Source organism: Alistipes onderdonkii (assembly GCF_025145285.1).
Classification (GTDB): Bacteria; Bacteroidota; Bacteroidia; order Bacteroidales; family Rikenellaceae; genus Alistipes; species Alistipes onderdonkii.
In genome coordinates this window covers 3,481,444-3,494,027 of sequence record NZ_CP102251.1, presented here as the reverse complement: position 1 = coordinate 3,494,027, position 12,584 = coordinate 3,481,444, and the positions used below count along the sequence as shown (strand labels likewise).

Genomic DNA, 12,584 nt, shown 5'->3' with positions numbered 1-12,584 from the left:
GGAAGCGCACATCCATCAAATGAAGCGAATCCTATTTATCGCCACAGAGTCTGCACCGGGGATGATTCCATACACATCCTCTGTCATAAATGCATTATCGAAAAGCAATGAATTCGAGATATACGCAGTGGTTGTCAATTCCGGAAAACGATCTTACCGCAACTACCTGAAGGGAGTCGAGCATATCGAATATATAGAATATCCCCGCTCCAAACTTCTCAAGTTAATATACAAAATATATCCGGCAAGAATCATACACACGATAAAAAGAACTGCGAAAACACACAAAATAGATGCAATTCATCTACTAACAGGAGACTTCAGTCTGTTTTTTTATATTCTATGCCAACGCCCTAAAGAGCGGTTGTACTATACGGTTCATGACCTGAATCAGCACGAATCGGATACAATGACTTTTCTAGGCAGGCTCTTGCACAAATACGTCGTATGGTGTACACATACCTACCTGAAAATCATTCCGAATCTAACGACATCATCGCAACATCAGTACGAAACTTTAAAAAAAAGCTACCCGAATAAACACGTTGTATTCAATCATTTCCCCTCGTTAGTAACCCAAGCGATAAAAAATGGAAGAAAACAAATAGAGGAGCTGAAAAACACATCCGGTTACATTCTGTTTTTCGGTACTGTCGATCACTACAAAGGTGTCGATCTGCTGATGGAGGCATACGATCAAAAAGTTTTCCACGACAAACACAAGCTGGTAATAGCAGGAAAAGGCAGGCAGTACGTAACCGACAATAAAAACATTATCAGACTGAACCGGTTCATCGAAGATGCCGAAATCAGAGATCTGTTCACCAAAGCCGCAATCATAGTTTATCCGTATCGTTCGGCCACCATGTCGGGCGTGCTTTCCCTTGCGTTCTATTTCAGGAAGAAAGTCGTGATGTCGGATGTGCCTTTTTTCAAAGAATACGCCAACCGGGACTCGCTGTTCTTCAGAACCGGAGATGTCGAAGATCTGGCCGACAAGCTGCAACAGGCATTGGATTCCGGCAACGCCAGCACAAATGCGAATCTGTATGCGGAATTCTATTCGGAGAATATATTGGAACAGGACTATATAAATTTGTACTCAGCCCCGGCGGACAAACAGATGTGATGCTATGAAGGTATTGATATTGAATCCGATCCTTTTTACGGCGGACAATAATGTAATTCCCAAAGTCAAATCGATAAAAGACACGATGATTTACAACATGTGTCTCGGATTCAAACAACTGGGGCACGATGTAACATTAGCCGCCGCCGAGGAGTATGCTCCTGCAGAAAAAGAAGCGTATGATTTCGAAATTCTTTTTTTCAAATCGGACTTTAAACGAATTTTCCCGCCGGCTATGTTGCCATTATCATCAAATCTATGGAAATACCTCAAACGGGAAAACACGCGCTATGACCTGATAATTTCAAGCGAATTATTTTCGTTCCAAAGTTTATTCACGGCCTGTCTATGCCCCCGAAAAACCATAATATGGCATGAATTGGCCTTACATCCTAGAAAACTGCATAAGTTGCCGTCGAAGATATGGTACAATTTCATAGCGCCGCTATTCATGCGAAAAATGCTTGTAGTCCCCCGTTCCGAAGCTGCTTATGATTTTATAAAAAGATATCACAAAAAAACGACACCCGAATGTGTCGAACATGGAGTCAACAGCGAAAAATTCAAAATGTCGGCAGAAAAAAGTGATTTTTTCATCGTCATTTCCCAGCTGCTCGAGAGAAAAAACATAGCGTCCATCATTACCAAGTTCGCCGAACTGCTGAAAACAGAACGATACAAAGATTTCGCTCTATATATCATAGGCCAAGGGCCTATGGAGGAAAAACTCAAAATGCAGACAGCCGGCCTAAATTTGCAAAACAAGATAATATTCACAGGTTTCCTCCCACACTCCACGATGCGTGAATACACCGCTCATGCAAAAGCACTGCTAATCGACACGCTCCAAGACAACAACATGGTTTCCATTCCCGAAACGCTGGTCTGCGGGACTCCGGTGATTACAAACTCGATTCCTACGAATTCCCATATTATAAACCGGCACCGATTAGGTATAGTAAAAAATAACTGGAACGAAAATGATTTGATGGAAATCATCGACAACAATTCCTTTTATGTCAAAAACTGCATCGGCTACCGGGACAACCTGACAAACGTCCATTCTGCACAATTATTGACGGACATCTATAAAAAATCAATTCAAAAACAGTAAAATACCATTTCCGACATATCAGACGCAACGCCTAACTAGAGAGCCTCAGTATGCTGTTCAATTCATTTGTATTTCTACTTGCATTTCCGATAATCTTCGCCGCATATTATCTCTGTCCGATAAAATGGCGCAGCTGGCTTCTATTACTGATAAGTTATGCAGTCTATATGAACTGGGTGCCCGTATACGCATTGATCCTCTTGTGGGTAACTCTGACGACCTATACCGGCGCTCGTTATATATCCCGCAACAGCCCCAAGAACAAGCTAAAAATGACCGTCGCAGGAATTTTGACCTTGCTGCCGCTGCTTTTCTTCAAATACTACAATTTTATAAATAATATCGTATACGATATATTGACGCCCCTCCACCTGCGCATCGAAATAAATACAATGCATTGGGCCGTTCCCATCGGCATATCCTTCTTTTCATTTCAGGCATACGGATATCTGGCGGACGTATATTACAGACGGATCGACTGCGAACGCAACCTCCGGGACTATGCACTGTTCATTTCATTTTTTCCGCAAATAGCTTCGGGTCCTATCAGCAAGGCGAAGGATCTGCTGCCGCAAATCAAAAGTCTCAAAACTTTCGATGCCGACAAAGCGACACAGGGGTTGCAACTGTTGTTATGGGGCTTGTTTCTAAAAGTCGTGTTAGCAGACCGATTAGGTCTGTACGTAGACAGCATTTATGACAATTACACCTACCAGACGGGGTTCTCCCTGTTCGTCGCCAGTTTGTGTTATTCGCTGCAAATATACGGAGACTTTGCAGGTTATTCGTTAATGGCTATCGGAGTCGCCAAAGTCTTGGGATTCGATCTGATCAATAACTTCAACCGCCCCTATTTCGCAACCAGCATAACCGACTTCTGGCACCGATGGCACATTTCGCTGTCCATCTGGCTCCGTGATTACGTATACATTCCGCTGGGCGGCAGCAGATGCAGCAAATTACGCACCTATTGGAATATTTTCGCGACTTTTCTAGTCTCCGGAATCTGGCACGGCGCGAATTGGACATTCATCATATGGGGAATTATTCACGGAGTCGCGCAAATAGCCGAAAAGGCATTGCGTCTTCAGAAGTATGAAGGGGGGGGGAATCGCCGGCTTCGTATTATCATCACATTCCTTATCGTCAACTTCGCATGGATATTTTTCCGGATGCCCTCGATAACGGACGCATGCAAGGTCATCGGCAAAATATTCACGGATTTCGGAACTACCCTGTTTTTATCAAACAGCAGCAATATGATCTACATGCTCGTCGCCGTCTGCATATTGTTCTTTAAAGACATGCGCGACGAATTCTTCCCACGCCGGTTTCTCTTCTTCGAAAACAGAAACATAGCAATCAGGTGGAGTTCCTATCTGTTTCTAATGTTTCTAATCCTTCTGACGGGCGTATTGGATTCCGGACAATTCATTTATGTAAACTTCTAACGCATGCGGAATTTTCTGATCAAATCGGCCATATTTCTTACGTTATGCGGTCTGCTTGACTTCGGTTTGGGCAAAATCTTCGGTTATCTGACAGTCCATGCAACCGGCGGATATACAAAACGGGATAATTTCATATCCGACGAAGTCGATGCAAACATCCTGATTTTCGGCTCGTCGCGGGCCGCTCATCACTACGTCCCTTCGATATTGTCCGATTCATTGGACATGAGTTGCTATAACTGCGGATTGGACGGCAACGGCATCATATACGGGTATGGAAAGCTAAAAACGATTACGGCCCGGTACTATCCCAAAATCGTCATACTGGACATCCAGCCTACATTCGATCTGTTTACAAACGACAATTGCAAATACTTGGCTCCCTTGCGGCCGTATTATCAATATCCGGGAGTCGATTCATTATTCTGGGACATAAATCCGTCCGAACGTTGGAAAATGATGTCGAATTCCTACCGGTTCAATTCGAAATTCTTGAGCATTCTAATGGATAATTTATCGGATCGAGCCGTATCTTCCGATAACGGCTACATGCCTTTATACGATACGATGACTTACGAGCCGTCAAAATCCACCGCAAAGAAAAACGAAACAGATCCTGTCAAAATCCGTTATTTTGAGCAATTCATTTGTGAAGTAAAAAGACATTCCGCCCTGTTTGTATTCATATCGCCCGAATACGGGAGCAATGCCGACTGGCCTGACATCGTGGAAGGCATATGTGCAAAATACAGCATTCCCTACTACAATTACCTAAGCGACAAACGCTTTGCAAACAACAAAACGTATTTTGTCGATTCATCGCACCTGAACGACAACGGCGCAAGAGCCTATACGGAAATAGTTGCAACCGATATAAAATCCAAATTGAAAACTCGCTGTCTTACCTCCGATCGCTTTTATGAAAGTTCTGCTTGCCAATAAATTCTACTACCGCCGCGGCGGAGACTGCGTATGCACGCTGAATCTGGAACAGCTGCTCAAAGACCACAATCACGATACTGCGGTATTCGCCATGCAGCATCCGGAAAACCTCCCGACTCCGTGGAGCAAATATTTTCCGAGCGAAATACGCTTCTCGCCGGGATCGAACATATTCGAAACCTTCCGGCGGCCATTCGGTTCGAAAGAGGTAAAACGGAAATTCAGCGCATTACTGGATGACTTCCAGCCGGACGTCGTTCACCTGAATAATATCCACACGCAATTATCCCCTCTGATCGCCGAACTCGCCCATCGGAGAGGTATCAAAGTCGTATGGACGCTGCACGACCTGAAACTGCTGTGTCCCCGGTACGACTGCCTGCGCAACGGAGAAACGATCTGCGAAGCATGTTTCACGGACAAACATAAGGTATTGGAGAACAAATGCATGAAAAACTCGTGGCTGGCAAGTATACTGGCGTATAAAGAAGCCCGGAAATGGAACAGGGAAAGGCTTGAGGCATGCACCGATTCGTTTATCTGCCCCAGTCAGTTCATAGCCGACAAAATGATACAGGGCGGTTTCGATAAAAGCAAAATGCATACATTATGCAATTTTATCGACGTTGAAAAATGTGAAGAAGCAGACTATCTAAAAAAAGATTATTACTGCTATATCGGCCGCATATCGCATGAAAAGGGAATAAAGACTCTGATCGCCGCCGCCAACCGGCTGCCCCACAAACTGGTCATCATCGGCAAGGGTCCGCTGGATGCCGAGATGAAGAAACTCGCGGGGCCAAATGTCGAATTCGCAGGATTCAAGCAGTGGAACGAAATAAAACGAATTGTCGGTCAGGCCCGCTTTTGCGTAATTCCGTCGGAATGCTATGAAAACAACCCGCTTTCGGTCATCGAATCCCAATGCTTGGGCACGCCGGTACTGGGCGCTCAGATCGGCGGCATTCCCGAATTGATTCAGGAGGGATGCAACGGTTTGCATTTCAGAAGCAGGGATACGGACGATATGACCGCCAAGATTCAGGCAATGTATGACGCTCCATTCGACTATCCCTCCATTGCCCTCGAAGCGAAAAAACGCTACAACTCGGAAACATACTATAAACAACTCATACAGCTATACAATCTATAATTCAACCCTTCGGTTTATACAAATCATTCTGTCAAAATCATGTCTGTTAAGAATATCCCGCACCCCACCGACGCCAGCATTATCCTGACCTATCGCTGTCCGATGAAATGCAAAATGTGCAACATCTGGTTCAACCCGACGAAAAAGGAGGAAGAGATCAAGGCGTCGGATCTCCGTACACTGCCGCGCCTGAAATTCATCAATCTGACCGGCGGAGAACCCTTCGTCCGCGAGGATCTGGCGGAAATCGTGGAAGAGTGTTATAAACATACGGAACGCATCGTCATCTCCACCTCTGGATGGTTCGAAGACAAAGTCGTAGCCTTGGCGAAACGATTCCCCAACATCGGCATCCGCATCTCGATCGAAGGACTGAGCTGCAAGAACGACGAACTGCGCGGACATGCCGGCGGATTCGACAAGGGGCTGAGGACACTGCTCACGCTGAAACAAATGGGACTGAAAGACATCGGATTCGGCTGCACCGTGTCGAACAATAATTCCAAGGATATGCTTTCGCTCTATCAGTTGTCGCTGTCCTTGGGCATGGAATTCGCCACGGCAGCTTTCCACAACTCCTATTATTTCCACAAGGACGACAACGTAATCACCAACAAGGACGAGGTGTGCAAAAACTTCGAACGGCTGATCGAATGGCAGTTACAGGAGAACCATCCGAAAAGCTGGTTCCGCGCATGGTTCAATATGGGGCTGATCAACTACATCGAAGGCGGCCGCCGCATGCTGCCGTGCGAAGCGGGTTCGGCAAACTTCTTCATCGATCCTTTCGGCGAGGTATATCCGTGCAACGGTCTCGAAGAGAAATACTGGCAGAAATCGATGGGCAACATCCACGAAACACCCGACTTCATGGATATCTGGGAGAGCGACCGGGCGCAGGAAGTCCGCGCTATGGTCCGGAAATGCCCGAAAAACTGCTGGATGGTCGGCACGGCCAGCCCGATTATGCACAAATACATGAAATACCCGCTGAAATGGGCGATCAAAAACAAGCTCCGCAGCCTGCGGGGAAAACCGGCCTGTCTGAACAAGAAGTGGTGCGATGTCGGCCAAGACCCGATGCAGGGCGATTTGCGGGAAAAATTCTAACCAAGTCGTGGATGCCAAAAAGAATGACCGTTTTCCGGCCATGAAAATAGTCGTCACCGGAACCCGCGGCATACCGAATATCATGGGAGGCGTGGAAACGCACTGCGAAGAGTTGTTTCCGCGTATTGCTCGAAAAGGCTTCGAGGTAACCGTTATACGGCGGAAAAGTTACGTACGCGACACGCTGTCCAGCTACAAGGGCATCACGCTATCGGACATCGAAACGCCGCGGAAAAAATCGCTCGAAGCAATCGTCCACACGTTCAGGGCCATCGTGCGGGCCAAACGCCTGAAAGCCGACATCGTCCACATCCATGCGGTGGGCCCGGCACTGCTGACACCGCTGGCCCGTTTGCTGGGAATGAAAGTCGTATTCACCCACCACGGGCCGGACTACGACCGGGACAAATGGGGCATGGCGGCCAAAACGGCACTCCGCCTGGGCGAGGCCGCAGGCACGCTCTTCGCCAACGAAGTCATCGTGATCTCGCATGTGATCGACGACATGCTGATCCGGAAATACGGACGTAAAGACTGCCATGTGATCTACAACGGCGTCCCCTCGCCGGATGTCACCGACTATCCGGAATATTTCGGGGAGCTGGGGATCGAACAAGGAAAGTATATCTTCGCAATGTGCCGGTTCGTACCGGAAAAGAACCTGCACCACCTGATCGAAGCGTTTTCACGTACCGAGCACAGGGAATGCAAGTTGGTCATTGCCGGGGACAGCGATTTCGAGGACGACTATTCCGCAAGCCTGAAGAAATACGCCCGCGAACAGGGAGTCGTGCTGCCCGGATTTATCAAGGGCAGGAAATTGCACGCATTGCTGTCGCATGCCCGGTGTTTCGTACTACCCTCCTCACACGAAGGGCTCCCGATCGCACTGCTCGAAGCAATGAGTTACAGGCTGCCTGTGATCGTGAGCGACATCCCCGCAAACCTGGAAGTCGGGCTCGGGCAGGAATTCTATTTCCCGTTGGGCGACAGAAGGGCTCTGGCACGCAAACTCCAGGAAAATATGGACGCCCCTTACCGGCAAATAGAGTATCCCATGGAAAAATACGATTGGAATGCGATCGCCGAACGGACGGCCTCGGTCTACACCAAATACGCGAAACCGGGGAAATAGCCACAGCCCTATTCCCGGCGGCTGATTTCCGCCACGGTCGCCCCGACGAAAGCTATGAGCTCCGCCGGGGCGATTTTCAGTTGGAGGCCGCGGACGCCGGCGCTGATGTAGATGGCCGGAAGCGACGCGGCCGAGGAGTGGATGTAGGTCGGAAACTGTTTTTTCATGCCGATCGGCGAGCAGCCGCCACGGATGTAACCCGTCACGGGCAGCAGCTCCTTCATCGGAATCAGGTCGGCCTTCTTGTTGCCCGATACGCGTGCGGCGGCCTTGAGGTCGACCTCGTGGTCGGCGGGCACCACGCATACGAAATGCCCCGTGCGGTCGCCCCGCAGCACGAGGGTCTTGAAGACGCTTCCGACATCTTCTCCCAGCTCTTCGGCCACGTGTGTCGCCGCAAGGTGTTCTTCGTCGACCCGGTAAGGGACGAGTTCATAGGTTATCTTAGCGCGGTCGAGCAAGCGGGCCGCATTGGTCTTTTCGACTTTTCCGTGTGCCATTTCTGCTTTTGGTGTTCGATTTTTCGACTTAAATTATGCAAAAGTAATTTATTTTGACCAAACAGGTTCTTTTTAATTATTTTTGCAAAATGCTCCGTGGCAAAATTACATACAGGCTGCTCGCCTCGCTGATCGCAGCTTTGTCCGTGTGCACGACCCTGTCGGCACAGAGCACCCGTGTCCGCGGCCGTGTGACGGATGCCGCCAGCGGTGCCCCGATGCAGTTCGTGAGCGTCGTGTTCCCCGGCACCACGACCGGCATCACGACCGATGAGGAGGGTATCTATACGCTCGAGACCCGCGATACGGTGGGACGCGTACAGGCCTCGATGGTCGGCTACGCCACGCAGACCAAGCCGCTCACGCGGGGCGGCTTCAACCAGGTAGACTTCGCCCTGGAAGCGGTCGAATTCGGCATCGGCAGCGTCGTCATCACCCCGGGCGAGAACCCCGCACACCCGATCCTGAAAGGGGTCGTGCGCCGCAAGCCGCAGAACAACCCCGACGAGTACGAACGCTACCACTGCGCCACGTACACCAAGATGGAGCTCGACCTGACGAACGTCAAGCCGCGCTTCCGCAATAAGCGGCTGCAACGCAACTTCGGCTTCATCTTCGAATACATCGACACGTCGGCGCTCACCGGGCAGGCCTACCTGCCGGCCATGATCTCCGAGACCACGGCCGACTTTTACCACAGCAAGCGCAACCCCTCCCTGTCGCGCGAGATCATCCGCGCCAACCGCGTATCGGGAGTGGAGGACAGCTTCGCCATCGCCCAGTTCACGGGGCAGATGCACGGCAACGTCAACTTCTACGCCAACTTCATCGACATTTTCAACGTCCGTTTTGCCAGCCCGCTCTCCGACGGGGGACTCTTCTATTACGACTATTTCCTGGTGGACAGCATGCAGGTCGACGGCCGCAAGACCTACAAAATCCGGTTCCACCCCAAACGGCTCACCTCCCCGGTGCTCGACGGCGAGGTGAACATCGACTCGGCGTCGTATGCCCTGCAATCGGCCTCGGCGCGCATGCCCAAGGGCGTCAACGTAAACTGGATCAAACACCTGCGGCTCGAAAACGAGAACCGCATCGTGCGCGACAGCACGTGGTTCCGAAGCCGCGACCGCGTATCGGCCGAATTCTCGGTCACCACGGCCGACTCATCGAAACTGACCTCGTTCATCGGGACGCGCGAGGTGGTCTACACCGACGTGCGGATCGGCGAACCGATCCCCGCCGAGGTCATACGCATGGACAACAACGTCGTGATCGGCGACCAGGGGCAGGAGAGCAGCAAGGACGAAGCCTTCTGGGAGAGCGTCCGCCCCTACCGGCTGAGCGACAAGGAGAAAGGCATCTATTCGATGGTCGACTCGGTGCAGAACGTCCCGCTGTACCGCAATATCTACACCCTGATCAACACGGTCATCGTCGGTTACTGGAACACCAAATACATCGGCATCGGCCCCTACTATAAACTGGCGAGCTTCAACAAGCTCGAAGGGTTCCGCATGCAGCCGGGATTCCGCACCACCACGGCCGTCAGCCGCCGCATACGCCTCTCGGGGTATGCGGCATACGGCACGCGCGACGGGATGTTCAAGGGCGGCGGCAGCGTCGAGCTGGCTTTCAACCGCCGGCTGACGCGCAAGCTGACCGTCTCGGGCCGCCACGACGTGATGCAGCTGGGCGCGGGGCAGAACGCCCTCACGGAGAGCAACATCCTCAGCTCGCTCCTCTCGCGCGGCGACTCGCGGCTCTCGATGGTCAACCGCGGCGAGGCCGCCTACGAGCACGAATGGCGGCACGGGATCAGCAACTTCCTCGGCGCCCGCATCCAGAAGATCTACGGCAACCGGTACGTCCCGCTGGTGCGCCCCGACGGCACGGTCATGAACTCGGTATCGGACGCCGCCGTACACGTCGGGATGCGCATCTCGAAGAACGAAAGCATCTACCGCATGCCGTTCGACAAGCAGTACATGGGGACGAAATACCCCGTCCTGACCCTTGGGTTCACGGCCGGGATACCCCGGGTGCTGAGCGGCAGCTATGAATACTACCGCCTCGAGGGCGGCATCCACTACAAGCCCGAGCTGCCGCCGCTGGGCTACTCGGACATCACCGTGCAGGGCGGCAAGATCTTCGGCAAGGTACCCTACCCGCTGCTGAAGCTCCACGAGGGAAACGGCACCTATTTCTACGACCCGATGGCGTTCTCGTGCATGAACTTCTACGAGTTCGCTTCGGACACCTGGGTGGCGCTGTTCTTCGAGCACCACTTCAACGGCATCCTGCTGGGGCGCATCCCGCTCATCAAAAAGCTCAAATGGCGCGAGGTGCTGGTATGCAAGGGCGTGTGGGGCACGCTGTCGAAGGAGAACGACGGCAGCCTCGCCGCAACGCAGGCGCCGCTGCTCTTCCCGCCCGGCATGACATCGGTGTCCGATCCTTATGTCGAAGTGGGATTCGGCGTCGAAAACATCTTCCGGCTGCTGCGCGTGGACTTCATCTGGCGCGTCACGCACCGCAACCCAAAACCCGGGCAGGAGATCCAGAATTTCGCCGTCAACCTGGGCATAAAACTCAAATTCTGATGCACGGAGGCCGGGAACCCGGGGATTTTGACTACCTTTGGACTGGAAAAAAGGGGACAACTATGATAAAAGGTGCAATATTCGACATGGACGGGACACTCGTGGACAACACGCCCGTTCACATCCGGGCGTTCGAAATCTTCTGCGAACGATACGGCATCCGCGACTGGAAGGAGAAACTCGGCCAGGCATACGGCATGGGCAACGACGATATCATGAGGCTCATCATGCCCGCGGAGGTGATCCGCGAAAAGGGGCTCGCGGCACTCGCCGAAGAGAAGGAATCCATCTACCGGGAGATCTACGCCCCCGAGATCGTGCCGATGCCCGGGCTCACCGACCTTTTGCAAAGGCTCCGCGACACAGGCATACGCTGCGCCGTAGGTTCGTCGGGCTACAAGCCCAATGTGGATTTCGTGCTGGAAAAATGCCGTATCGAGCCTTATTTCGACGCCAGGATCAGCGGCGACATGGTCTCGCGCTGCAAACCCGACCCGGAGATTTACCTTACGGCCGCCGCGGCCCTGGGGCTGACTGCGGCGGAATGCGTCGTCTTCGAAGACGCCCCGGCGGGGATCGAAGCAGCACGCAGGGCCGGGGCCGGACATATCGTGGCGCTGGCCACGACGCTCGACCGCGCAGCGCTGGCGCAGACCGATGCGGACAGGGTCATCGACGATTTCCGCGACATCACCGACCTTGCCGCTTTGCTGAAATAACCCGGGCACAGAGGCCGGACAGGCCGTCCGCAATTTCCGCGGCTCCTCCGCCCCGGCGCCCGGCAGTCGTCATCGACGGGTTCCGCGCCACCCCAGCCCGGCAACGATCGGGCCGCGACGAATCGGCAGCATCGCCGATCGCAAGGCATACGGATGCTACCTGCCGCAGGCCGTACCCAAACGCACCGTACACCCGATACCCTATCGCCATCCCGATGAAAAACGTCGCGGATGGCATTTTTTTGCAGGACGTGCATATCATACGGAAAAAATTGATACTTTTGCGCGGTTTTAATCCCGTACGGCATATGTTCAAAGGAATCGCCACCGTCGCCCTGCTCGTCCTGTCGAACGCTTTCATGACGCTCGCCTGGTACGGCCACATCGCATTCAAATCCAAGCTCGAACGCTTCGGCATACTGGCCATCGTACTGCTCAGCTGGGGCATCGCCCTGTTCGAATACTGCTTCCAGGTTCCGGCCAACCGCATCGGGTCGTCGCAATTCGGCGGGCCGTTCTCGATCTGGGAGCTGAAAGTCATCCAGGAGGTGGTCTCGCTCTCGGTCTTCACGCTATTCGCGCTGGTTTTCATGAAGTCGGACTCCCTGCGCTGGAACCACCTCGCAGGTTTCCTCTGCCTGATACTGGCGGTCTACTTCATCTTCCGAAAATAGCCGCGCCCTCAGCCGGGCGTACGGCAGTACCCGACAGGCGATGCCTGCCGATAA

The 12,584-nt window shown here is 52.3% G+C and carries 11 protein-coding genes; 10 read left to right on the top strand and 1 reads right to left on the bottom strand.

From position 1 onward, the window contains the following. The first annotated feature begins 19 nt into the window (after positions 1-19). The 7 genes from NQ559_RS14460 (at position 20) to NQ559_RS14430 (ending at position 8,034) form a co-directional block, all read left to right on the top strand. Positions 20-1,129: a glycosyltransferase family 4 protein gene (locus NQ559_RS14460; RefSeq protein ID WP_018697441.1), complete on the top strand. Its 1,110-nt coding sequence runs from the start codon at positions 20-22 to the stop codon at positions 1,127-1,129. Between the two features lie 4 nt (positions 1,130-1,133). Next, a complete protein-coding gene (locus NQ559_RS14455) occupies positions 1,134-2,243 on the top strand; it encodes a glycosyltransferase family 4 protein (RefSeq protein ID WP_018697440.1) in 1,110 nt (369 codons plus the stop codon). Positions 2,244-2,515: 272 nt separating this feature from the next. Then, positions 2,516-3,694 carry an MBOAT family O-acyltransferase gene (locus NQ559_RS14450; protein ID WP_229065198.1) on the top strand — a complete coding sequence of 393 codons (1,179 nt, stop codon included), beginning with the start codon at positions 2,516-2,518 and terminating at the stop codon, positions 3,692-3,694. 3 nt (positions 3,695-3,697) lie between these two features. Continuing rightward, a complete protein-coding gene (locus tag NQ559_RS14445; RefSeq protein ID WP_018697438.1) occupies positions 3,698-4,636 on the top strand; it encodes a hypothetical protein in 939 nt (312 codons plus the stop codon). Continuing rightward, entirely contained in the window at positions 4,614-5,789 is a 1,176-nt protein-coding gene (locus NQ559_RS14440; protein ID WP_018697437.1) for a glycosyltransferase, read from the top strand. Before NQ559_RS14445 ends, NQ559_RS14440 begins: the two co-directional genes overlap by 23 nt. A 39-nt stretch (positions 5,790-5,828) precedes the next feature. After that, a complete protein-coding gene (locus tag NQ559_RS14435) occupies positions 5,829-6,899 on the top strand; it encodes a radical SAM protein (protein WP_018697436.1) in 1,071 nt (356 codons plus the stop codon). Between the two features lie 40 nt (positions 6,900-6,939). Then, complete coding sequence (locus NQ559_RS14430) at positions 6,940-8,034, top strand: glycosyltransferase family 4 protein (protein ID WP_026318666.1); 1,095 nt, start codon at positions 6,940-6,942, stop codon at positions 8,032-8,034. Positions 8,035-8,042: 8 nt separating this feature from the next. Here NQ559_RS14430 and ybaK read toward each other — a convergent pair whose 3' ends face one another. After that, positions 8,043-8,534: a Cys-tRNA(Pro) deacylase gene (ybaK, locus tag NQ559_RS14425; protein WP_018697434.1), complete on the bottom strand. Its 492-nt coding sequence runs from the start codon at positions 8,532-8,534 to the stop codon at positions 8,043-8,045. Between the two features lie 89 nt (positions 8,535-8,623). Between ybaK and NQ559_RS14420 the strand changes: the two genes are divergently transcribed. The 3 genes from NQ559_RS14420 to NQ559_RS14410 all read left to right on the top strand — a co-directional run bounded on the left by NQ559_RS14420 (position 8,624) and on the right by NQ559_RS14410 (position 12,530). Further along, positions 8,624-11,137: a DUF5686 and carboxypeptidase-like regulatory domain-containing protein gene (locus tag NQ559_RS14420; RefSeq protein ID WP_026318665.1), complete on the top strand. Its 2,514-nt coding sequence runs from the start codon at positions 8,624-8,626 to the stop codon at positions 11,135-11,137. 62 nt (positions 11,138-11,199) lie between these two features. Next, positions 11,200-11,856 carry an HAD family hydrolase gene (locus NQ559_RS14415; protein WP_018697432.1) on the top strand — a complete coding sequence of 219 codons (657 nt, stop codon included), beginning with the start codon at positions 11,200-11,202 and terminating at the stop codon, positions 11,854-11,856. A 308-nt stretch (positions 11,857-12,164) separates the two neighbouring features. After that, positions 12,165-12,530: a DMT family protein gene (locus NQ559_RS14410; protein ID WP_026318664.1), complete on the top strand. Its 366-nt coding sequence runs from the start codon at positions 12,165-12,167 to the stop codon at positions 12,528-12,530. The last annotated feature ends 54 nt before the right edge of the window (positions 12,531-12,584 follow it).